22 protein-coding genes are annotated in these 23,366 nt (G+C 55.4%); 9 read left to right on the forward strand and 13 right to left on the reverse strand.

The genetic code is table 11. The features are described 5' to 3' along the window. The 3 genes from napB (at window position 1) to nudK (ending at window position 1,792) form a co-directional block, all read left to right on the forward strand. Complete coding sequence (gene napB, locus QMZ65_RS04300) at window positions 1-432, forward strand: nitrate reductase cytochrome c-type subunit (RefSeq protein WP_097118574.1); 432 nt, start codon at window positions 1-3, stop codon at window positions 430-432. An 8-nt stretch (window positions 433-440) separates the two neighbouring features. Next, window positions 441-1,025: a cytochrome c-type protein NapC gene (gene napC / locus QMZ65_RS04305; protein ID WP_097118573.1), complete on the forward strand. Its 585-nt coding sequence runs from the start codon at window positions 441-443 to the stop codon at window positions 1,023-1,025. Between the two features lie 188 nt (window positions 1,026-1,213). Next, window positions 1,214-1,792 carry a GDP-mannose pyrophosphatase NudK gene (gene nudK / locus QMZ65_RS04310; protein ID WP_097118572.1) on the forward strand — a complete coding sequence of 193 codons (579 nt, stop codon included), beginning with the start codon at window positions 1,214-1,216 and terminating at the stop codon, window positions 1,790-1,792. Between the two features lie 44 nt (window positions 1,793-1,836). Here the strand turns inward: nudK and QMZ65_RS04315 are convergent, their stop codons facing one another. The 8 genes from QMZ65_RS04315 to QMZ65_RS04350 are packed head-to-tail and all read right to left on the reverse strand — an operon-like array spanning window position 1,837 to window position 9,760. Further along, on the reverse strand, window positions 1,837-2,799 hold the full coding sequence (locus QMZ65_RS04315) for a ribokinase (RefSeq protein WP_097118571.1): 963 nt from the start codon (window positions 2,797-2,799) through the stop codon (window positions 1,837-1,839). Then, entirely contained in the window at window positions 2,799-3,692 is an 894-nt protein-coding gene (gene alsK, locus QMZ65_RS04320) for an allose kinase (protein WP_097118570.1), read from the reverse strand. The genes QMZ65_RS04315 and alsK overlap by 1 nt, the downstream gene beginning before the upstream one ends. After that, the gene (alsE, locus tag QMZ65_RS04325) at window positions 3,689-4,381 is read right to left on the reverse strand and encodes a D-allulose 6-phosphate 3-epimerase (RefSeq protein ID WP_038645526.1); all 693 of its coding nucleotides are present in this window, start codon (window positions 4,379-4,381) and stop codon (window positions 3,689-3,691) included. Before alsE ends, alsK begins: the two co-directional genes overlap by 4 nt. Next, window positions 4,381-5,430: an ABC transporter permease gene (locus QMZ65_RS04330; RefSeq protein ID WP_058959087.1), complete on the reverse strand. Its 1,050-nt coding sequence runs from the start codon at window positions 5,428-5,430 to the stop codon at window positions 4,381-4,383. Before QMZ65_RS04330 ends, alsE begins: the two co-directional genes overlap by 1 nt. 13 nt (window positions 5,431-5,443) lie before the next feature. Next, window positions 5,444-6,433, reverse strand: coding sequence for an ABC transporter permease (locus QMZ65_RS04335; RefSeq protein WP_034825832.1), 990 nt, complete (start codon window positions 6,431-6,433; stop codon window positions 5,444-5,446). Next, window positions 6,426-7,931 (reverse strand): sugar ABC transporter ATP-binding protein, encoded by a 1,506-nt coding sequence (locus tag QMZ65_RS04340; protein WP_283215552.1) that lies wholly within the window; start codon window positions 7,929-7,931, stop codon window positions 6,426-6,428. Before QMZ65_RS04340 ends, QMZ65_RS04335 begins: the two co-directional genes overlap by 8 nt. A 2-nt stretch (window positions 7,932-7,933) precedes the next feature. Next, window positions 7,934-8,917: a substrate-binding domain-containing protein gene (locus tag QMZ65_RS04345; protein ID WP_034825834.1), complete on the reverse strand. Its 984-nt coding sequence runs from the start codon at window positions 8,915-8,917 to the stop codon at window positions 7,934-7,936. Between the two features lie 12 nt (window positions 8,918-8,929). Continuing rightward, window positions 8,930-9,760: a DeoR/GlpR family DNA-binding transcription regulator gene (locus QMZ65_RS04350; RefSeq protein WP_034825836.1), complete on the reverse strand. Its 831-nt coding sequence runs from the start codon at window positions 9,758-9,760 to the stop codon at window positions 8,930-8,932. A gap of 581 nt (window positions 9,761-10,341) precedes the next feature. Between QMZ65_RS04350 and QMZ65_RS04355 the strand changes: the two genes are divergently transcribed. Beyond that, the gene (locus QMZ65_RS04355; protein WP_283215493.1) at window positions 10,342-11,400 is read left to right on the forward strand and encodes a DUF1176 domain-containing protein; all 1,059 of its coding nucleotides are present in this window, start codon (window positions 10,342-10,344) and stop codon (window positions 11,398-11,400) included. A 103-nt stretch (window positions 11,401-11,503) separates the two neighbouring features. Here the strand turns inward: QMZ65_RS04355 and ampH are convergent, their stop codons facing one another. The 3 genes from ampH to tal all read right to left on the reverse strand — a co-directional run bounded on the left by ampH (window position 11,504) and on the right by tal (window position 15,854). Beyond that, entirely contained in the window at window positions 11,504-12,679 is a 1,176-nt protein-coding gene (gene ampH, locus QMZ65_RS04360) for a D-alanyl-D-alanine-carboxypeptidase/endopeptidase AmpH (RefSeq protein WP_034825840.1), read from the reverse strand. 145 nt (window positions 12,680-12,824) lie between these two features. Further along, window positions 12,825-14,834, reverse strand: coding sequence for a transketolase (tkt, locus tag QMZ65_RS04365; protein WP_283215494.1), 2,010 nt, complete (start codon window positions 14,832-14,834; stop codon window positions 12,825-12,827). Between the two features lie 69 nt (window positions 14,835-14,903). Next, window positions 14,904-15,854, reverse strand: coding sequence for a transaldolase (tal, locus tag QMZ65_RS04370; RefSeq protein WP_045814871.1), 951 nt, complete (start codon window positions 15,852-15,854; stop codon window positions 14,904-14,906). A gap of 319 nt (window positions 15,855-16,173) precedes the next feature. On the opposite strand from tal, the gene maeB reads away from it, so the two are divergent. Then, complete coding sequence (maeB, locus tag QMZ65_RS04375) at window positions 16,174-18,453, forward strand: NADP-dependent oxaloacetate-decarboxylating malate dehydrogenase (RefSeq protein WP_160834322.1); 2,280 nt, start codon at window positions 16,174-16,176, stop codon at window positions 18,451-18,453. A gap of 281 nt (window positions 18,454-18,734) precedes the next feature. Here the strand turns inward: maeB and hemF are convergent, their stop codons facing one another. Further along, window positions 18,735-19,655 (reverse strand): oxygen-dependent coproporphyrinogen oxidase, encoded by a 921-nt coding sequence (gene hemF, locus QMZ65_RS04380; protein ID WP_097118566.1) that lies wholly within the window; start codon window positions 19,653-19,655, stop codon window positions 18,735-18,737. A 47-nt stretch (window positions 19,656-19,702) separates the two neighbouring features. Then, window positions 19,703-20,560 carry an N-acetylmuramoyl-L-alanine amidase AmiA gene (gene amiA / locus QMZ65_RS04385; RefSeq protein WP_211728289.1) on the reverse strand — a complete coding sequence of 286 codons (858 nt, stop codon included), beginning with the start codon at window positions 20,558-20,560 and terminating at the stop codon, window positions 19,703-19,705. 210 nt (window positions 20,561-20,770) lie between these two features. Here amiA and QMZ65_RS04390 point away from each other — a divergent pair, with 210 nt between their 5' ends. The 4 genes from QMZ65_RS04390 (at window position 20,771) to QMZ65_RS04405 (ending at window position 23,339) form a co-directional block, all read left to right on the forward strand. Beyond that, entirely contained in the window at window positions 20,771-21,196 is a 426-nt protein-coding gene (locus QMZ65_RS04390) for a GNAT family acetyltransferase (RefSeq protein ID WP_034825851.1), read from the forward strand. Between the two features lie 7 nt (window positions 21,197-21,203). Next, the gene (locus QMZ65_RS04395; RefSeq protein ID WP_211728287.1) at window positions 21,204-21,662 is read left to right on the forward strand and encodes a DUF2919 domain-containing protein; all 459 of its coding nucleotides are present in this window, start codon (window positions 21,204-21,206) and stop codon (window positions 21,660-21,662) included. Between the two features lie 63 nt (window positions 21,663-21,725). Next, entirely contained in the window at window positions 21,726-22,346 is a 621-nt protein-coding gene (locus tag QMZ65_RS04400) for an RpoE-regulated lipoprotein (RefSeq protein ID WP_097118563.1), read from the forward strand. A gap of 96 nt (window positions 22,347-22,442) precedes the next feature. Next, the gene (locus QMZ65_RS04405) at window positions 22,443-23,339 is read left to right on the forward strand and encodes a Dyp-type peroxidase (protein WP_283215495.1); all 897 of its coding nucleotides are present in this window, start codon (window positions 22,443-22,445) and stop codon (window positions 23,337-23,339) included. Window positions 23,340-23,366: the final 27 nt, after the last annotated feature.

The raw sequence follows: 23,366 nt of genomic DNA on the forward strand, positions 1-23,366 counted from the left end.
ATGAAACCGTTATTCACTCTTATCACTGCTGCCGCCCTGATGCTGGGCGGCGTGGTTTACGCGGGCCATGGCGTGGATCTCACATCATCCCCGGAAGTCACGGCCACGCAGCAGGGCACCATCCATCAGCCGAAAGAGCAGAGCCGCAAACCGCTGAACTACGTGAATCAGCCGCCGGTGATCCCGCACAGCGTTGATGGCTACCAGGTGACGAAAAACGTCAACCGCTGCCTGCAGTGCCACGGCACGCAAAGTTACCTGACCACCGGCGCACCGCGCGTGAGTCCAACACACTTCACCGATCGCGATGGTCTGGTGAGCAGCACGGTATCGCCGCGTCGCTACTTCTGTTTGCAGTGCCACGTCCCGCAGACCGATGCCAAACCGGTGGTGGAGAACACCTTTAAACCGGCTAACGGCTTTGGGCAGTGAGGTTATCAATGAAACAGAGATTATTACGCATCTGGCGCTGGTGGCGACGCCCCAGCCGCTTAGCACTCGGCACGCTGCTGATTTTGGGTTTTGCCGGTGGGATTATTTTCTGGGGCGGTTTTAATACCGCAATGGAGATGACCAACCGCGAGCAGTTCTGCATTGGCTGCCATGAGATGCGCAACAATGTGTATCAGGAGTACATGCAGACGGTGCACTACAACAACCGCAGCGGCGTGCGTGCCACTTGCCCGGATTGCCATGTGCCGCACGAATGGGGCCCGAAAATGCTGCGCAAATTGCAAGCCAGCAAAGAGGTGTACGCCAAGATCTTCGGCCTGATCGACACACCGCAGAAGTTTGAAGAGACGCGTATCGAGCTGGCACAGAATGAGTGGCGCAGGATGAAAAACAATAACTCGCAGGAGTGCCGAAACTGCCACAACTTTGAGTATATGGATTTCACTGCGCAGAAGACCGTGGCGGCGAAGATGCACAGCAAAGCGGTTGAGGATGGGCAAACCTGTATTGATTGCCACAAAGGGATTGCGCATCACCTGCCGGATATGAGCGCGCAAAAGAACGGTTTTTGATTTTCGCATTGTCATCAATTCGCGCGATAAATCGCGCCGCTACTTCTCTCTGCACCTTGTCGTAGCGGCGCAACGTATTGCGCGACCGTTCTCGCCCTTCATTGCGCATTGACCGCACGAATTCAGATAGTTTTCCCCGCCGCTAACGCCTATTATCTCAGGCTCCCTCATTAAGCGGTGGAGCGGCCATGTCGTTAAAGATCAACATCATTAAAGATAAGTTACTGTCAGATAATTACTTTATCCTGCGTAACTTCACCTACGAACTGACCCGTAGCAACGGCGAAGTCATCCGCCACAAACGCGAAGTCTATGATCGCGGCAACGGCGCCACCATCCTGCTTTATAACCGCGATAAAAATACCGTGCTGCTGATTCGTCAGTTCCGCATTGCGACTTACGTTAACGGTAATGCCAGCGGTGAATTGATTGAGACCTGCGCGGGGCTGCTGGATAACGACACGCCGGAAGATTGCATCCGCAAAGAAGCCATCGAAGAGACCGGTTATGAGGTCGGCAAGGTCGAGAAGCTGTTTGAAGCCTATATGTCACCGGGTGGCGTAACAGAAATCGTCCATTTCTTCGCGGCAGAGTATAGCGATGCAATGCGCGCCAATGCCGGTGGTGGCGTAGAAGATGAAGAGATTACCGTGCTGGAGTTGCCTTTCCCGCAAGCGCTGGCGATGGTGAAAGATGGCCGCATCCTCGACGGTAAAGCGATTATGCTGCTGCAATATGCGCAGATTGCAGGTTGGTTAAAAGCCTGACCGGTGCATCATTAAGGGCGACTTTCATGGCCGCCCACAGTCATTCAAGCCATCACTTCCAACGGCTCGGGCACGCACCCCGGATGTGCCTGCATACGCGCCAGCGCTTCGGCGTACGAAGGCATTGAATTAGCCGCACCAGAACGCTCGACACACAACGAAGCAAACGCCGAAGCGAACAGAGCCGCCTGTGGCAGTTCATCGCCAGACGCTAAACGCGCTGCCAGCGCACCGTTAAACGCATCGCCCGCGCCGGTGGTATCCAGCGGTTGTGCCGGGAACAGCGGAATGCGCAGCGGCTGCTGTTCCGCATTGGACAACAGGGCGCCCGCCATCCCCAGGGTAATAATCACCTGACGCGCGCCTTTGCGGTGCATCACTTCTGCGGCTTTCTGCGCACTGGCAAAATCCGTCACCTTTACGCCGGTAATCTGCATCGCTTCGGTGCTATTGGGCGTCAGTAAATCCACCTTCGCCAGCAGTGCATCACTCACTTTTTGCCACGGCGCCGGGTTTAAAATCACAAAGGTGCCACCCGCACGCGCATTATCAATCATGCGCTGAATGGCATTCAGGTTGTTCTCTAGCTGCACCAACAAGATATCCGCTGCGGCTACCGTAGGCTGACAGCGCGACACTTCCGCCGCCGTCACCGTGGTGTTCGCGCCTGGGAACACCGAAATCATGTTCTCAGCATCATCCCCGGCCACATAAATCAGTGCGTTGCCGGTAGGCTTCTCTTTACAGGTAAACAGCGTAATCGCATCAAAGCCGGTTTTTTCGAGGTGACGACGGGCGAAAGTGCCAAAATCATCATTACCGACCTTGCCGATATAGTGCACGCGCGCCCCGGCACGCAGCGCCGCCGTGGCCTGGTTTGCGCCTTTGCCGCCCGGTCCCATCATGCTGTTATGGGCAGTCAGTGATTCACCCGGCATCGGGAAGCGGTTCATCACCGCGACGACGTCGAGGTTGAACGAGCCAAACACACACACTTTTCCTTTCATCATGCACTCCTGAACAGGCGTTCGGCGGCTAAACAGGCACCGCGACAGCCGGTGTGATCGGTGGATTGACTAAACACAATCTTCAAATTGTCACGCGTGGCCGGTGGACGCAGATGCTGCTGAATCTGACTGCGTAACTGCGCCAGCGGGAAGTCCGCCATCGCCAGCACTCCGCCACCCAGAATCAGGTATTCGGGATCGAGGATGTTCATTTCGGTGGCAATCAGCTGCGCCAAACGATAAACAAATGCCTGCAACTCCGGATGGTCGCCATGTTGCGTAAACAGCGCCGACATATCGGTATTCGGCACGTGAGCCTTAGCCCAGTGACTCAACCAATGGCCCGAAGTCACCGTCTCCGCACAACCCCGGTTGCCGCACGGGCAGGGTAGATCGTTACCGGCAATCGGCACATGGCCCAATTCACCCGCGCCGCCGTGCTGGCCGTGGTAAAAGCGACCATTGATCCACAAGCTGTTGCCCATACCGGTACCGGGATACAAACCTACCGCGATATCCGGCAACTGCTCCAGCTGCATTAAATCCCACATCATCAGATGGTTAACATCTTTATCCATCGCCACTGGCACGCCAAGACGCTCGGTGAGGATTGCCGCCACAGGCTGATGATCCAGCGCCTGAATAAACGGCAGCGAAATCACCTGCTGACGATCGCGGCTGAGAATGCCCGGCAATCCCAGCATCACGCCGCTCACCGGTTGCTGCTCCAGTGTTTCACTGATTAACTGCCCGAGTGCCGTCAATGCGTCGGGCTGCTGCGCCCAGCTGGCCGTCGGCACCTTGCGGAAGCTGGACCAGATGCGTCCCTCTTCCATCAGCTGCAGACGTGTGCCGGTGCCGCCAATGTCGATGCCCAGCCAGCGTGGAATCATGCGGATACCTTCGCCAGGCCCTGAGCTTCATCAATGCTGTCACGCATCATGTCCCAGGCCGTTGCCAGATCGTCATGGATGTTAAACAGGCCCGAGGTACCGACGATCAGTACTTCTGCACCTGCTCCAACCAGCGTGTTGTAAGTGCGCGTGTTGCAGGAACCATCGATCTCAATCAGATATTTGTGGCCATGCTGCTGCTTCAGGGCTTTCAGTTCCTGCACTTTGGCGACCATTTCCGGGATGAATGGCTGTCCGGCATAGCCAGGATCCACGGTCATCACGGTGATTTTGTCCAGCAGATGAATATAGTGATGGATAAACGATACTGGTGTGGCCGGGTTCAGCACCACGCCGACTTTCTTGCCAAAGCTGCGAATCAGGTTGATCACGCGGAACGCATCGCGGTTGATGGTTTCTGCATGTGGGCAGATGTAGTCGGCACCTGCTTTGGCAATCACTTCAATGAAGTCGGTCGGGTGTTCCACCATCAAATGCACATCCAGCGCCACTTTGGTATGTGGACGAATCTGCTCAATAAAGAACGGCGACAGCGTGATGTTCTTAACGTAGTGACCGTCCATGATATCGATATGGAGGAAGTCTGCGCGGGAGTCCAGCACTTCCAGCTGGTGCTTGATCTCCATCAGATTCATACACATCAACGACGGGGAGACTTGAATACGCATTAGACTTCCTTTTTTTCGGTCAGAGGATTAAGGGCTGCAGCGAGCTTGCTCAGCTTGACGGCACGATGTTCATTAAAACGGGCTTTGAATTGTTTGAAGGCCAGTACCACAATCAGCACAGCGCCCCACATCGCCAGGCTTACGTGCTGGCTGATGTTCATCAGATTGAAACCGGTAGAGAGCACTTGCAGGGCAATCAGCGCCAGTACCACCCCCGTGACGCGGCCGAAGCCACCGTTCGGGTCGGTGCCGCCGAGAATAATCGCCAGCACGGTCAGCAGCAGATACGCATCGCCGTAACCCATACGCGCTGAGTTAAATCGCGCCATCATGATCAATCCGGCTAACACGCACAGCAGGCTGGAGATGACGTACACCAGTACCACCATGCGATGCGTGTTGATGCCGCTGAACCAGGTGGCGTTAATGTTGCTGCCGCCCATGTAGATGCATTTACCGGCGCGGGTTTTGCCCAGGAACAGCGCCAGCAGCGCAGCGGCAATCAGGAACACCCATAACGGCAATGGCATACCCAACAGCGTGTTGGAACCGAGTGCCTGCACCACCGATGGCATGCCGCTGACAGCGGCACCTTTGGTCAGCCAGATGCCGATGCCGTTCAGCGTCATCATGGTCGCCAGCGTCACCAGAATCGGGTGAGCACCAATTCGCGTCACCATCACACCGGTGATGACACCGATAAAGGCAGCAATCAGCATTGCGCCGACGATGGCGATAAACAGCCACAGCAGTTGCTGACCGGTGCCGGCATCGGCGGGCAGGGCGCTCATCAGCGTCCAGGCGATAAACAGTGCGGTCAGGTTAGCGGTAGCGATAATCGCCAGGTTCAGGCCACCGCTGAGGATGGCGATAAACATTGCCAGCGTCAGCAAGCCCAGTTCCGGCAGCTGGAACGCCATACTCATAAAGGTCGAGTCGGTCATAAAGCGGCCCGGCAGCATGAAGGTGAAGATTGCCAGCGCCAGCGCAATCAGCAGCATCAGGCCAATATTGGTGCCGTCCGGACGCAGAGCAGAGAGTGATTTCATGTAAATGCTCCTGTCAGACGAAACTGACGTCAGTTTCTTTACGTTTTTTGTAGTGAGTGACGGCAATCGCCACCATGATCACGCCGCCTACCACGATGTTCATGAAGTAGTTGGAGACGCCAATCAGGTTGAGGCCGTTCTTCAGGATGGCGATCAGGAACACGCCCATCAGTGTGCCGCTCACCGTACCTTTACCGCCCATCAGGCTGGCACCGCCCAGTACCGTGGCCGCCAGTACATCCAGCTCGCCACCGACTAACGCATTCGGTACCACTTCACCCATGCGATACACCTGCACCAGGCCGCCAATCGCCGCCATCGCACCGAGCCAGCCGTAAGCGAAAACGTGAATCAGACCGACACGAATCCCGATACGACGTGCGGATTCCGCATCGCCGCCCACCGCATACAGCTGGCGGCCGAGGTTGGTTTTGTTGAGCAGCAGCGCAGTCAGTCCGGCAATCACCAGCATGGTGATCAGCGGCAGGCCAATCTGGAAACTGTTGCCTTGCCAGGTGAAGGGCAGCACGCTGCGCAGCGTGATCCACCAGTCCGGCAGGGAATAAAGGCTCTTACCGCCGGTCACCCACATCAGCAGACCAAACAGCAGCGACTGCATACTGATGGTGATGATGATCGACACCACGCGCAGCGAGGTAATCAGCAGGGCGTTAATCACGCCAAAGGTGGTGCCGCAGACAATCGCCAGCAGGATGCTCAGCGCCGCGTTATCAAACTGGAACTGCACAAACAGCGAAGCAATCAGGTATTGCACCACCGACGCCACGGCGGCGAAGGAGATATCGATCCCGCCGGTCACCAGCACCACAAACAGGCCGAGGGCAAAGATACCGGTCACCGCGTAGCTTTCGGCCAGATCCAGCAGGTTTTGCACGGAGAGGAACTGGTCGCTGGCCACCGAGAAAAACAGGATGAAAGCCAGCAGCACCCACGCCAGCCAGCCTTGACTGGAGTGCGGGCGTAAACGAGAAAAATCAGGCATTGATCACCTCCGCCAGCTGTTCTTGCTCAACGGTATCGGGTTGGTATTCGGCATGAACGGTGCCATCACGGAAGTGCAGAATGCGGTCGCAGTTGTACCAAACCTCTGGCACTTCATCGGAAATCAGAATGATCGACAGACCCTCTTTCGCCAGCTCGTGGATCAACTGATAGATGCTGGCTTTAGCGCCGACATCCACGCCCACGGTCGGCGAGTCCAGAATCAGAATGCGCGGCTGGGTCAGCACCCATTTCGCCAGCACAATCTTTTGCTGGTTGCCGCCGGAGAGGGTAGAGATCGCCAGATTGGGATCGGCCACGCGCACACCGAGCTGTTGAATCCATTGCAGGATCAGCTTGTTCTTGCGGTATTCGTCGATGATGTGAAAACGGTTTTGCAGTTTGTCGAGGATCGGCAGCACCATGTTGTCAGCCACCGATTGCTGCTGCACCAGACCGAGGGTTAAGCGGTCTTCGGAGACATAACCGATACCGGCTTTGATGGCATCTTCATGACCGCGGAAACGCACGGGCTTGCTGTCGAGCCAGATTTTGCCGCTATCGGGTTTGGTCATGCCAAACAGCGACAGTGCCAGTTCCGTACGACCGGAGCCGAGCAGGCCGCACAGGCCGAGTACTTCGCCCTGATACAGCTTGAAATTGACGTCATGGTATTGACCGGCGCGTGTCAGGTTCTCGACTTCGAGAATGGCGCGGTCGGCATTACGCGTTGGCGCTTTCAGTTGGTAATCGAGTTTCAGCCCGGTCATCAGTTCAGTCAGATGATGTGGCGTCATCACTTTAGCGGGCCAGCAGCCCATCTTGCGTCCGTCACGGATCACGGTCACGCGATCCGAAATCTCTAATACTTCATCCAGACGGTGGCTGACGAACACCACGCAGATGTTTTTGTCTTTCAGGTAGCGCACAGTGCGCAGCAGTTGGTTTACTTCGGTGCGGGTCAGAGAAGCCGTCGGTTCGTCCATGATCACCAGGCGCGCATCGGCGACCAGTGCACGGCAAATCGCCACCTGCTGACGTGCAGCAATCGACAGCGCCGAGACTTTCTCATCCAAATCGAGATCGAATTTCAGTTCTTCAATAATACGGGTTGCCGTTTCACGCAGCTTCGCCTTGCGGTGCCAGCCGAGCAGGCCATTAAGGTTGTGCTCAAAGGCGATGTTCTCGGCCACGCTCAAATTCGGGAACAACGACAGATCCTGATAAATCACCTGGATACCGAAATCACGCGCCTGACGGGTGGTCAGACGCGGGAAGGTCGGGCCATCACCCAGGGTAATGCGGCTGCCACTGTCCGGGGCGTGTACCCCGGAAATGACTTTGATTAAGGTGCTCTTGCCACAGCCGTTGGTGCCAGCCAGGCAGTGCACTTCGCCCGCCAGTAAGCTCAGCGAGATATCGCTCAGTGCGCGGTTGCCACCAAAAGTTTTCGACAGGTTGTCGAGCGCAATTAACGTCTGTGGGATCACCTCTTTCATCATTACAGCCCCATTTTCACCAGTTTTGGCAGGTTTTCTTTATCCAGGCTTTCGGTGTTGTTACCGAGGATGGTGTGGGTCGCCTCGTCAACTTTCACTTTACCCAGACCGTCGATGGTCATACCGTCGGTGATCGGCTCTTTCTTCTGCATCATGTCGGCGATACGCACGAACACTTCGCCAGCGGTTTGCGGGTTCCAGATGTAGCCGCCTTTGATCGCGCCACGCTGCACCAGTGAAGCACCCTGGCCTGGGCTGAAGGCGCCAATGACGCACACCTGATCAATCTTGTTGCGGTTCATCACTGCACGACCGGCACCGATTGGGCCCTGTGAGCCGAATGCCATAATGCCTTTCAGATCCGGGTATTTGGACATCAGTTCGTTAGTGGTACGGATGGAGTCATCCAGCGATTCGCCGACGCCGAACTTGTCGGTCACCATCTGCATTTTTGGATAGTGCTCTTTCTGGTAGTTCAGCGCGGCATCGGTCCACTGTTGGTGCAATGGCACAGTCAGGCTGCCGACGTACATGGCGTATTTGCCCTCTTCATGCATGCATTTCGCCAGTGCTTTCATATGGTTGATGCCGTGTGTCGGGGCATCCACCAGTTCGAAGTCCCAGTTCGCGCCTTTCTGATCCGGTGATTCGTGGGTGATCACCTGAATGCCGGCTTCACGTGCACGTTTCAGTACCGGTTCCAGCACTTTCGGGTCATTCGGCACTACGCCGATGATGTCGACTTTCTGCGCAATCAAATCTTCGATCGCACGCACCTGCAGGGCAGGGTCGGCGGCGGTTGGGCCTACCATCCATGCATCAATGCCGCGTTTCGCCGCTTCACTCTTGATGCCCGCTTCCATGGCGTTGAACCATGGAATACCGCCAATTTTCACCACGATGCCCATGCGTAATTTGTCAGCAGCGTGCGCGCCGGTAGCGGCAAACAGAGCAAGCAGAGAACAGGCGATAAGATGTTTTTTCATAAAGACTCCGGATTAATTTTTTATAAGCTGCATTGAATTGTTGCGCTGTGAGCAATCAATAATATTGACGCCGTTCCAGGCTAATTCTTGTTCCAGCTCTTTGTCTTTTAATTGGTCAGTGATGAGAAAGTCCACATCGCGATAATGACAAATACGCGCGAATGAGGGCCGCAGGAATTTACTGGCATCCAGCAGCAGATGTTTTCTTTCTGCTGCCAGTAACATCTGTTGTTTTAAATGTGCGTTGTTTTCGTTACCTTCACGTAAATAACCGTCATTGCCTAAACTGCTACAGGAAAAAAAGATCTTATTGATCTGAAATTCCCGTAAAGGCTGTTCAGCGACAACACCGTGGAAATCTTCATAACGGTCAGAATATTCTCCCCCCAGACAGATGGTGCGGATACTGCCGCGCGCCGCAAGGGTTTGCACAATTCTGATAGAGTTGGTTAATACCGTTAATTCAATATCCGGTAGCTGTCGCGCCAAATACCAGCAAGTGGTGCTACTGTCGAGTAATATACAATCGCCGGGGCTGATGAAATCGAGTGCACGTTTGGCTATTGCCATCTTTGCATCTACATGTTCATTCATGCGCTGGCGGAAAGATAATTCATACTCGTTAACACCCCTCGTATTCCCCTGAATGTTAGCGGCTTGTCGTTTTGCTGGTACTGCACCGCCGTGGCTACGCTGCAACAGCCCACGTTTCTCCAGCTGAGTTAAATCACGACGAATAGTTTCTTGCGAAACCTGACACAACGTGACTAATTCAGCGACAATAACCCGACCATTTAAATTTAATTCGTCAATAATTCGCTGCTGTCTTTCAATCGGCAACATGACTTCCCTCCGATGGCTATAAAGTACTGGATACCGCAGCGGGAAAATGTGGACTGCGCACGAGTCCGCAGTGGTCAAAATGCCCGGCGACGTTAGAGTGATGTGGGTTAAATTTTTATGTAAATGAGATATCTATTTTTTCATGTAATAGAGATCTGATTCACATAAACACGCGTGTTAGCGCTAAATCGCGGGATCGGTAGCAAACAATTATTACCGTATGAAAACACCTTATCATGACCGAGTATGACCGTTTATGTGTATTTGACCGATTTGTGATGTGCGCAAAATTGTTTTTAGCCAAACCCGTCTTTGACGGCATGACGTCGAGCGGACGGAGGTGTTACCCAGATACACGCTTTCAGACAAACATGACTCCACAGTCCGACGAATCCGATTGAGCGGAAATCAGTCGAAATGGATGATGGAATTCTTGCTTCTCCAGCCTCAGATCGCCCTCAGGCGACGGCTTTTTCAGCAGTTAGTACCGCTTTTAGGGCCAGCTCACAGTTTCGGCCTGCTGACCACGTTGTCGTTACGCTATGATTTCTTTTCAGGGAATTTGGGGACCTTTTTTTTTGATGTCTTATTGGATGAAGTCGCTGCTTTTATTGCCCTTTGTGTTTGTCGCGTGCGTTAAGGCTGAGCCATTGCAAAAGTCATTTTCTGACTGGCAGCTCACCTGTAACAACGCGGCTTTTTGCGTGGCACGCAGCTTTCCGGGGGACAACGGATTAGTGATGACCCTATCACGTGGCGCTGGTGTTAACGATCGCCCGCTGCTGCGTATTGATTACGGCAGCGCGTACAGCGGAGAGCTGCCCGGCGGACCGCTGAAGGAAAATTTGCTGCTGGATCAACGTCGCCTGACGCCAGACCTCAAACACTGGAGCGTGGAGCCACACCATCTCGCCACCAGTAATGCCATCGCCATCGACGAATTTCTGGCGCAAACGCTGGATGCCCATACTCTGCAGCTGACCTATCAGGCTAAAGCCACTATCCCACTCAGCGGCATGAAAGCCGCGCTATTGTTGATGGATGACGTTCAGGGGCGGGTAAATGGCGCCAGCGCCTGGGTGAAGCGGGGCGATCGCGCGCCATCGGACGTTCTCCCTGTGCCGCAGGTACCGCAACTGCCCGCTCGCTTACCGCAGCCAGCGCCGTTAACTCAGGAAGAAACCAGCGGGTTAATTGATTACGGTACCTGGCGGGTTAACACCGACAACTGTTCGCTCGATCCGCTGAGACGTGAAGTGAGTGTAGCGCCGCTCACCGACACTAAAGCGCTGCTTTTGATCAGTTGTGAAGCCGGTGCCTATAACGTGATTGATTTGGCCTTTGAGGTGACGCGTAGCCAGCCTTACGTTGCTCGCGGGCTGACGTTGACCTTGCCATTCACGCCACCCGGACGCAGTGACAATCAGATGGAGTTGGTGAACGCTGAATTCGATGCCAGCAGCGGTTTGCTTTACACCTTCAGTAAAGGCCGCGGTCTGGGAGATTGTGGTGTCGCCACGCGTTGGCAGTACGACGGAAATGACTTTGTGCTGGCAGAGTATGCTGAAGAGAAAACCTGTGACGCATGGCATAGCAGTGATAAATGGCCCACGCTGTGGGTCAGCCAGCCCCCGTCATAATTCGCACTGCAGATGCGTTGGCTGTTTTCATTCACCCCAGTCACTTACTGATGTAAGCTCCTGGGGATTCATTCAATTGCCGCCTTTCTGCATCACGAACTATCTAGGGAGAAGGTATGGCATTGATCATCATCGGTGAGCCATTTTGATTGCCCACCAACTCCGCCAACAGATTATTCACGCCATCGCTCATCGGTGTGAAGCGTGACAGCGGTGAACGCGTCACCACCACAAATACTCCGACGTTATTCTGTGGCACCATCGCCATGTAAGTAATAAAGCCGCCGCCGCCGCCGGTTTTCTCGATAATCCCTGGACGTCCCTCTTTTGGCCCCATATACACCCAGCCCATGCCTAAGGCATCGGCACGGCCAGGCACATCCATACCTTCCACTTTGGTCAACTGGTCACGGCGATAGATCAGCGTTTGCAGACGATCAACCTGCGGCGTGCGGTGATTAACCGCCGAGTTGAGGAATTGCTGCATCCAGCGGCCCATATCATCCGGCGTTGAATACACGCCACCGCTGCCAATTGCCGCCAGGGTGTTATTGCACGGGCTGGCCCCTTTCTCAGGGATCATCAGGCGCTGGCACTGATCGGGGGATGGCGTAAAGGTGGTGTCTTTCATTCCCAGCGGACGCGTCACCAGCTGTTGCAGCAGGGCGGGATAAGGCGTGCCTGCCGCTTTCGACAGCGCATCACTCAGCAGGTCAAAGCCGAGGTTGGAATAGGAGGCTTGTGTTCCCGGCGTGGCTTTCAATTGCGCACCCTGCAGCCACTGCCAGCGATCGGCTTTGGTTGGCCAGACAAACACGGGACGATGCGGTTTGCCGCCCGGCTGCTCACGCGGCAGGCTGCCGGTATGAGTCGCGAGGTTGATCAGGCGAATCGGCTGACCGTTGTAATTCGGGACGCGTGCGCCAGCCGGAGCATACTTGCTCAACGGGTCATCAAGGCGAATCTGTCCGCGTTCCGCCATTTTGACCATCACTTCGCTGGTCATCAATTTGCTCAGCGAGGCGATGCGAATCACGGAGTCGAGCTGAGGGCGCACGTTATTGCCAGGGCTGGTATCGCCAAAGCTGGCAAATACGCGCTGATTGCCATCAATCGCCACCAGCGCCATGCCGGTTGCGCCACTGCCATAGAAGATATGCTCGGCATAACGATCAACGATCTGCGAGGCCAGCAGCGGATCGGCTACCGTCTGCGCCATGCTTTTTAATGGAAGCACTGAAACCATTAAGGCCAGTAAAAAAGGAGTACGTTTTTTCAACGGGAAAGCGTCCGCAACAGGATTCGGAGGAAAGCTTATAGTAATCAGTTTGTGCGAGGCGTGAAGAGGGAAGGGAGGATTTTTTTCTGTATCAGGCTGTGATCAAAAAACGGCCCTTACGTCAAAAGACGCAGGGCCGGATCGATTAGTGCGGCTTGAGTAATGCTTCGGTATGGCTCACGATATTTTCCACCGTAAAGCCAAATTCCGGGAACAGCTTGCCTGCCGGCGCAGACTCACCGAAGGTGGTCATGCCGACAATCGCGCCATCCAGGCCGACATACTTGAACCAGTAATCGGCGATACCCGCTTCTACCGCCACGCGCGCTTTTACGCCGGATGGCAGCACCGATTCGCGGTAGGCTGCATCCTGCTTGTCGAATACGTCGGTGCAGGGCAGAGACACCACGCGCACCTTGTGGCCGCTGGCACCGAGTTTATCCGCCGCGCCCAGCGCGATTTCAATCTCAGATCCGGTGGCGATGATGATCGCTTCTGGTGTGCCCGCGCAATCCTGCAACACATAGCCGCCTTTGGCGATATCGGCCACCTGTGCTTTGCTGCGCTCTGGCTGCAGCAGATTTTGACGCGACAGAATCAGCGCGGTCGGGCCATGATGGCGCTCAACAGCGGCTTTCCACGCCACGGCCGTTTCCACCTGATCGCACGGACGCCAGACGCTCATATTTGGCGTCACGCGCAGGCTGGCGAGCTGTTCCACCGGCTGATGCGTCGGGCCATCTTCGCCCAGACCAATCGAGTCATGGGTATACACCAGCACCTGGCGCGCCTTCATCAACGCCGCCATACGCACCGCATTACGCGCGTATTCGACAAACATCAGGAAGGTGGCAGTGTAAGGAATAAAGCCGCCGTGTTGGGCAATACCGTTGCCAATCGCCGTCATACCAAATTCGCGCACGCCGTAGTGAATGTAGTTACCGGCGATGTCTTCTTTGATCGATTTCGAACCCGACCAGATGGTGAGATTACTCGGCGCGAGGTCAGCAGAGCCGCCCAGCAATTCGGGCAGCAGCTTGCCGTACACTTCCAGTGTGTTTTGCGACGCTTTACGGCTGGCGATTTTTTGCGGATTGGCCTGTAGCTCATCAACAAATGCCTGAGTCGCCTCACTCCATTGCGCGGGCATTCCCCCGCCCAGACGGCGGCTAAACTCAGCGGCGAGATCTGGATGCGCCGCTTTATAGGCAGCGAACTTCTCATCCCAGGCTTTCTCGCGCTGGCTGCCGGCTTCTTTGGCATCCCACTGCTGATAAATCTCTTTCGGGATTTCAAACGCTGGATGGTGCCAGCCGAGTTTTTGACGGGTCAACGCCACTTCCTGCTCGCCCAGTGCCGAGCCGTGTGACTCTTCTTTACCGGCTTTATTCGGCGACCCAAAACCAATGACCGTGCGGCAGATAATCAGCGAAGGCTTATCGGTGACACTCTGCGCTTCTTTGATGGCGGCTGCGATAGCTTCCGGATCGTGCCCATCAATGCCTGCTGCACTGCCGACGACATGCCAGTTGTAGGCTTCGAAGCGTTTGTGCGTGTCATCGGTGAACCAGCCTTCGGTTTCACCATCAATCGAGATACCGTTGTGATCGTAGAAACCAATCAGTTTGCCGAGGCCGAGGGTGCCGGCCAGCGAGCTGACTTCATGTGAAATACCTTCCATCAAACAGCCATCGCCCATAAACACATAGGTGTAGTGATCGACGATGTCGTGGCCGGGACGGTTAAACTGCGCCGCCAGGGTGCGCTCGGCAATGGCCATGCCCACCGCATTGGCCAAACCCTGTCCCAACGGACCGGTGGTAGTTTCCACGCCTGGCGTATAGCCAATTTCCGGATGGCCAGGGGTTTTGGAATGCAGCTGGCGGAAGTTTTTCAGCTCTTCCATCGGCAGATCGTAACCGGTGAGGTGCAGCAGGCTGTATTGCAGCATCGAACCGTGGCCGTTGGAGAGGATAAAGCGGTCGCGGTCAGCCCACGCCGGATTGTTGGGATTGTGTTTGAGAACGTCGCGCCATAGCACTTCGGCGATATCAGCCATTCCCATCGGCATACCGGGGTGACCGGAATTTGCTTTCTGTACCGCATCCATACTCAAAGCACGAAGCGCGTTAGCCAACTCTCTGCGTGAAGACATAGGGTACTCCCTTGTGATTGGGCAATAGCGGACGGGCAGACGCCCGTCCGGCGTGATAAGCGTGGTGATTTACAGGCGTGATGCCAGCACATCTTCCAGCTTCTGCTGGTCGATGGCGAATTGACGGATGCCGTCAGACAGTTTTTCCACGGCCATCGGATCCTGGTTATGTTCCCAGCGGAACTCCGCTTCAGAGAGCGGAGCAGGCTGGTGGAAGCCTTCGGTTGATGGCTCCAGCTTGCGTTCCAGCGGTGCATCGCTGTTCGCCAGCTCTTCCAGCAGGTTAGGGGAGATGGTCAGACGGTCACAGCCGGCCAGCGCCTGAATCTGTTCAACCTTACGGAAGCTGGCTCCCATGATCACGGTGCTGTAACGATGCTTTTTGTAATAATCGTAGATACGACGCACAGATTTCACGCCAGGATCTTCATCCACCACATACGGGTCGAGCGGTTTGCGTGAGTTGTACCAGTCATAAATACGGCCTACAAACGGGGAGATCAGGAACACGCCCGCTTCAGCACAGGCACGCGCCTGCGCAAAGGAGAACAGCAGCGTCAGGTTACACTGGATACCGTTTTTCTCCAGTTCTTCAGCGGCTTTGATCCCTTCCCAGGTTGAGGCCAGTTTGATCAGGATGCGCGAACGATCAATACCGTTCTCTTCATACATCCGAACCAGTTTCTCCGCTTTGGTGACACACATGCCACGATCGAAGGAGAGGCGCGCATCCACTTCGGTCGAAACACGGCCCGGTACGCTTTTCAGAATTTCCATACCGAGGTTGATCGCCACTTTGTCACTGGCGTTGATGATTTGTGTCTCTTTGCTGCCGCCCTGTTTTTTCGCATAGTCGATAGCGTCATCAATCAGATGTTTATAAGCATCGAGACCGGCAGCTTTCAGGATCAACGAAGGGTTGGTGGTCGCGTCTTCCGGGTGGTAATGGCGAATGGATTCGATGTCGCCGCTGTCCGCCACCACGGTGGTGAACTGTTTCAATGCATCTAGCTGGTTCATCGCTTAACTCCTTGATTAGCAATAATGTGGGCAAACGAGTCGTGCCCTTTCCTGTTGAGTCGTGGCTCAACACAGTGCTACAGACGTTGCACGAAGAAAATGCGTTTTCTCTGATTGTGGCGCTGAAGGGCATCTGTCACGGAAGGGGGTGCCTGATCGGTTCAGCTACGTGTTTTGCCAACATTAAGAATAGCAGGCTGCGCCAAAGCCGCAGGCGAAGCCGTGGCAATCTGTGCCCTCGTTCTTTGAGCGCCTTCACCCTCTTTTGTGCCGCAGATTCCTATACTGGTGTTTTTTCAGCCGTGCCAAAGGATGCCAAATGGACGATCAACTCAAGCAAAGTGCGCTCGATTTCCACCAATATCCCACTCCCGGAAAAATTCAGGTTTCCCCCACCAAACCGCTGGCGACGCAGCGTGATTTAGCACTGGCCTATTCGCCGGGCGTGGCGGCACCTTGCCTGGAGATTGCTGCCGATCCGCTGGCGGCGCACAAATACACCGCACGCGGCAATCTGGTGGCGGTGATTTCGAACGGCACGGCAGTGCTCGGTCTCGGCAATATCGGTGCGCTGGCCGGTAAGCCGGTGATGGAAGGCAAAGGAGTATTGTTCAAGAAATTCGCCGGCATTGATGTGTTCGATATCGAAGTGGATGAGCTGGACCCGGATAAGTTGATTGAGGTAATCGCCGCGCTGGAGCCGACCTTTGGCGGCATCAACCTTGAAGATATCAAAGCGCCTGAGTGCTTTTACATTGAGCAGAAATTGCGTGAGCGCATGAAGATTCCGGTGTTTCACGATGATCAGCACGGGACCGCGATTATCTGTACTGCGGCGGTGCTAAACGGTTTGACCATCGTGAAAAAGGCCATCTCAGATGTGCGGCTGGTGGTGTCTGGGGCGGGCGCATCAGCCATTGCCTGCCTGAATTTGCTGGTGGCGCTCGGCATGCAGAAGCACAACATTGTGGTGTGTGATTCTAAAGGGGTGATTTACCGCGATCGTGAACCCAATATGACGCCGACCAAAGCCGAGTACGCCATAGAAGATAAAGGCGCGCGTACGCTGGATGAGGTGATTGCCGGTGCGGACATCTTCCTCGGCTGCTCGGGTCCGAAAGCGATGACGCCAGAGATGGTGAAGAAAATGGCACCCAATCCACTCATTCTGGCGCTCGCCAATCCCGAACCGGAGATCATGCCGCCGCTGGCCAAAGAGGTTCGGCCGGATGCGATTATCTGCACCGGACGCTCGGATTTCCCTAATCAGGTGAACAACGTGCTGTGTTTCCCGTTTATTTTCCGCGGGGCGCTGGATGTGGGTGCCACGGCAATTAACGAAGAGATGAAACTGGCGGCGGTGCATGCGATTGCGGCCTTAGCGCAGGCCGAGCAGAGCGATGTGGTGGCCTCCGCCTATGATGATCAGGATCTGAGTTTTGGACCGGAATATCTGATCCCGAAACCGTTCGATCCGCGTTTGATTGTGCAGATCGCGCCTGCTGTGGCGAAAGCGGCGATGGAGTCCGGCGTGGCGACGCGGCCCATCGCTGACTTTGATGCCTATCGCGAGCAGCTCACCGAGTTTGTGTACAAAACCAATCTGTTTATGAAGCCGATCTTCTCGCAGGCGCGTAAAGAACCGAAGCGCGTGGTGATGGCCGAAGGAGAGGAGGTGCGGGTGCTGCATGCGACGCAAGAGCTGGTGTCGCTGGGGCTGGCGAAGCCGATTCTGATTGGTCGCCCAAATGTGATTGCGATGCGTATCCAGAAGCAAGGATTGAAGATTGAAGCGGGCAAGGATTTTGAGATCGTCAATAACGAGTCCGATCCGCGTTTTAAAGAATACTGGAACGAGTATTACCAGATCATGAAACGGCGCGGTGTGACGCCTGAAACCGCGCAGCGCGCGGTGATCGGTAATCCAACCTTGATCGGCGCGATCATGGTGCATCGTGGCGAGGCTGACGCGTTAATTTGCGGCACCATCGGCGATTACCGCGAGCATTACGATGTGGTGGAGAAGGTGTTTGGTTTCCGCGATGACGTGAAAGTCGCCGGGGCAATGAACGCGCTGCTGCTGCCGAGCGGTAACACTTTTATTGCAGATACCTATGTGAATGAAGATCCCAGCGCAGAACAGCTGGCGGATATCACATTGCTGGCGGCCGAAACGGTGCGTCGTTTTGGTATCGAACCACGCGTGGCGTTGCTGTCTCACTCCAGCTTTGGCACGTCCAATGCGCCGGGCGCACGCAAGATGCGCGATGCATTAGCGCTGATTCAGAGCCGTGCGCCAGAACTGGAGATTGATGGTGAGATGCACGGTGATGCGGCGTTGGTGGAGAGTATCCGACGTGAACTGATGCCCGACAGCCCGCTGAAAGGCACGGCTAATTTGCTGATTATGCCGAACGTGGAAGCGGCGCGTATTAGTTATAACCTGTTGCGCGTGTCGTGCTCGGAAGGCGTGACGGTGGGGCCGGTGTTGATGGGGATCAGCAAGCCGGTGCATGTATTGACGCGGATTGCATCGGTTCGGCGCATTGTGAATATGGTGGCGTTAGCGGTAGTGGAGGCGCAGACCGAGCCGTTGTGATGGGATGACGTGGCTAAAGGCTAAGGGCCTGGGGGGGTTGGTGTGGGCCTTAGCCCCTCTGCTGCTGCCGGGCAGTCCTCGCGCCGCTAACGCGGTGCCCTCGGCTTCCACGTCGTGCCGACGGACCGTTCGGGGATCGACCATCCCTGGTCGGCCCCGAACTGATCCACGCATCCCTGCGTGGATCTCCTGGCCCAACGTAAAAGCCTCAGCGCTGCGGATAGCCCTTGCAGCAGCAGAGGGGCTAAGGCCATCAACATTTGTGCTTTCCTGCAAAAGAACTATTCACCCAATCCCAGCCAATCCTTCACCGGCAAGAAATCACTGTAGAGCGCAGCTTCCGGCGTGCCGGCTTCGGTTTGGTAATCATATTCCCAGCGCACCAGTGGCGGCATCGACATCAAAATCGATTCGGTGCGGCCGCCGGTTTGCAGGCCGAACAGCGTGCCGCGATCCCACACCAGGTTGAATTCAACATAGCGTCCACGACGATAGAGCTGGAACTGACGTTCGCGATCGCCCCATGGCAGCGCCTTGCGCTTCGCGACAATCGGTAAATAGGCATCCAGATAACCCTTGCCCACTGCCTGCATAAAATCGAAGCAGTGATCAAAGTCTGGCGTATTCAGGTCATCGTAAAACAGCCCGCCGATGCCGCGCTGTTCATTACGATGCTTGAGGTGGAAATAGTCGTCACACCATTTTTTGTAGCGCGGATAGACGTCTTCACCAAACGGCTGGCACAGGTCAAACGCGGTTTGATGCCAGTGCAGCGCATCCTCTTCGAAACCGTAATACGGCGTGAGATCGAAACCGCCGCCGAACCACCATACTGGATCGGCACCCGGCTTCTCAGCAATGAAGAAACGCACGTTGGCGTGACTGGTGGGGATGTACGGATTTTCCGGGTGGACGACGAGTGACACGCCCATGGCTTCAAAACTGCGGCCGGCCAGTTCAGGGCGATGTGCGGTGGCAGAGGCGGGCATCTGATCACCGTGTACGTGGGAAAAATTCACGCCTGCCTGCTCAAACACCGCGCCGTTGCGTAGTACGCGACTGCGTCCGCCGCCGCCGCCTGGGCGCTGCCAGTCATCTTCGGCGAAGGTCGCTGTACCATCGGCAGCGGCCAGCTGGGCGCAAATTTCATCCTGTAGCGTCAATAAAAACGCTTTGACGCGGGAAATATCGGGATTGCTCATGAGTCACTCGTTCCGGAAATTTGCCGCGATTCTACCACAGGAAAAAGCTACGCCTGGCGACGATCGTACTCGTTGAAGTAATTGACGATGCCATCGGCAATCGCGCTGGCGATCTTCTGGCGGAAGGCGGTGGTGCCCAACAACTGCTCTTCTCGCGGATTGGTAATGAATGAGGTTTCGACCAGCACCGACGGGATTGAAGGCGATTTCAACACCGCAAAGGCTGCCTGCTCGGTGTGCTGGCTGTGCAGATGATGCACCGGGCGAATCTGATCCAGGACGTGTTTGCCCAGCGTCAGACTATTGCGGATAGTGTCCGTTTGCACCAGATCGAACAGAATCTGGTTCAGGTAGTTATCTTTCTCCTGCACTTCCGCGCCGCCGACCTTATCGGCATCGTTTTCACGCTGTGACATATAGCGCGCCATGGCACTACTGGCGCCGCGATTCGACAGGGCGAATACCGACGCGCCGTTGGCATCCGGGCTGGTGTAACCATCGGCATGAATCGACATAAACAGGTTGGCGCCGTGCTGATGCGCGATCTCCACGCGTTGATACAGCGGGATAAAGTGATCGCTTTCTCGCGTCAGTCGCACTTCCACTTTAGGGTGATTTTGCAACAGCGTACGCACGGTGTTGGCGATTGCCAGTACGATGTGCTTCTCTTCCGAGCCTTCTTCGCCCACCGCGCCCGAATCAATGCCGCCGTGGCCCGGATCGATCATCACGATGCGTTTGCCGTTAGTGGCCGGCTTCGGCGGCGTGTGACCTTTGCTGACGCGCAAATCGGCGTTCTCTTCTTTCGCCATCACCGCGCGCGGTGACAGCACCGCCAGCGCCAGGCCAGAGAGAATCAACTGGCGGCGATTGGTCAGCCGCTTCAGCAGTGAAATTTTACTCATAATGGGGTCCCTGACAGAAAATCCTGCCCAGTGTTATATCGTAACAACTGCCTTGCGGCGACTTCACAACCATTTCAGCGCATTACTTTGTATTACACGTTACTAACAGCAATTTAGCCGTTTTTTTCCACCGTTGCGCGGCGGGAGGGTTGCGCCTGGCAAAGAATGCGTGATAATCAGCGAATTGTGCTTAATAGCAGGGTAACGCCGATGGAAATCCGCTCATTCCGCCAGGAAGATTTTGAAGAAGTGATCACGCTCTGGGAGCGTTGCGATCTGTTACGTCCGTGGAACGATCCGGAACTGGATATCGAACGTAAAATGAACCACGATCCGGAGCTTTTTCTGGTGGCGGAAGTCGGCGGTGAAGTGGTCGGCACGGTGATGGGCGGTTACGATGGCCATCGCGGATCGGTCTACTATCTGGCGGTGCATCCCGATTATCAGGGGCGCGGATTTGCTAATGCGCTGATGAATCGTCTGGAGAAAAAGTTAATTGCGCGTGGCTGTCCGAAGATCAATCTGATGGTGCGTGAAGAGAACGATCAGGTTCTCGCCTTCTACGAGAAACTCGACTACGAGCCTGTGGATTCGGTGTTGCTGGGTAAACGTTTAATCGAAGACCGCGAATATTAAGCCGCCGATGATGGGGCTGAAATATTTGCCAGACGAATACGATGCAAAAGGGCAGCTACGGCTGCCGTTTCTTTTCTGGCCGATTCTGTTATTGCAGGCGCGCACCTGGCTGTTACTGGTGATGGCGGGCGCGTCCCGTCAGCAGGGTAATGATCTGCTGGCGCTGTTCTATCCCGATCGTCAGAGCTTTTGGATTGGATTGGCGCTGGGCATTCCGGCGGCAGCGGGTTTGCTGCTGACCGGCTATCGCCAACGCTGGCCGCGACTGTGGCAGAGTTGGCGGCAGGTGCTGAGTGTGTCGTTATTGATCAGTCTGTTGTCACAAGGCTACGGGCTGATACAGGGCGCTTTTCCGGACTCTCCGTGGCCGTTACTTTTAACGCTGTTTGATCTGCTGGCGTTGATTTGGCTGCAAACCCATCAGCGCCTGCGCGACTGTTTTCTGCCGGAACATCACATCGAATAAACTTTTTGCCGGTTTGCGACTCCAACAGGCACGCCAATCGGCACAAGAGATCAAGGAGCATTCATGAAAGTTGTTCGTCCCGCACTGCTGGTTAGCGCCATGATGCTGGCAGGTTGCGCCAGTTCAGGTTCCTCTACCGCCTCCAGCGCGAGCGAAAGCCATTGGTATAATCCGCTGAGTTATCACTGGTCGGCACTCAATCCAATGAACTGGTTTGGCGGCTCGTTAACCGTGACCGAACAAGGTGTGGCAGGCTTAAGCAGCACCACCCCGATGTCAGAAGCGGCGATCGGTAAAGCGTTAAACAATGATTATCAGCTGCGTCAGGGCATGCGCACGCAGAATGGCCAGGTGGTTGATTTCTGGCAGGCGCTGGAAGATGGCAAAGTGAAACTGGTGATCAACGGCCAGAGCAGCGTTGAACGCGTTGAAGTGATGGATGCCGATGCAAAGAGTGCAGACGGCAGCAAGATTGGCGATCTGTTTAGCGCCAAATTCAGCAAAGCCTTCGACAACTGCAAACTCACTACCGGATTAGATGCGCGCGATGTTGAGTGCCGTGCTCCGGGCAGTCAGCACATCTCTTATGTCTACAGCGGCGAAGGGCATGGACCAGAGGGATTGATGCCGGCTGACGACACCTTGAAAAGCTGGAAAATCAGCAAAATCGTCTGGCAGCGCTAAGCAAAAAATAATTGCGTTAACGCACAATCACTGTGTGGCTTTCCGGTATGATATGGGCGAAAAATCGTCCTAACTTTCATGCCGGAGAGCAGTGCAATGCCTCAATTCCAGAGCGGGATCCTGTTGGAACACCGCCGTTTCGCCATTTGGCTAGAAGCTCGTATTTCGGGCGATCTCGATGCTGTCCGCCAGGGGAGCAAAACCTTCCTGCAACAACTCGATGCGCTGCAACAGAAATTTGCCGATGCCGGACTGGGCGCGGTGATCGCCTTTGGCGATGCGCTGTGGCGCGATCTGCAAGGTGCGGATTCAGCGCCAGAATTGAAAGCCTTCTCCCCATTGGGCAAAGGCATTGCACCCGCCACGCAACGCGATCTGCTTATCCATATCCAATCTCTGCGTCATGACGTGAATTTCTCGCTGGCACAGGCGGCATTAGCGGCCTTTGCTGACGCCGTGAATATTGAAGAAGAGACCCACGGCTTCCGCTGGGTGGAAGAGCGCGATCTTTCCGGCTTTGTTGATGGCACGGAAAACCCGCAAGGCGAGGCGCGTCAGCAGGTGGCAATTATTGCTGAAGGCCCGGATGCCGGTGGCAGCTATGTTTTCACTCAGCGCTGGGAGCACAATCTCAAACTGTGGAATCGTATGGCAGTGGAAAAGCAGGAAGCGATTATTGGTCGCACCAAAGTGGATAATGAAGAGTTGCCGGGCGATCAACGTCCCGCCACCTCGCATCTCAGCCGCGTTGATTTGAAAGAAGAGGGCAAAGGGCTGAAGATTCTGCGCCAGAGCCTGCCGTATGGTTCGGCCAGCGGCACTAATGGCCTGTATTTCATCTCGTACTGCAACCGCTTGTATAACATTGAGCAGCAACTGCTGAGCATGTTCGGCGAGCGTGACGGCAAAATGGATGCGATGCTGCGCTTCACTAAGCCGGTAACGGGCAGCTTCTTCTTTGCGCCTGCACTGGATGCCCTGCAAGCGCTGTAATACGCCAGTGAGCGGCCTTGCGTGCCG

The organism is Pantoea sp. EABMAA-21, assembly GCF_030053335.1.
In the GTDB taxonomy this organism is placed as follows: domain Bacteria; phylum Pseudomonadota; class Gammaproteobacteria; order Enterobacterales; family Enterobacteriaceae; genus Pantoea; species Pantoea communis.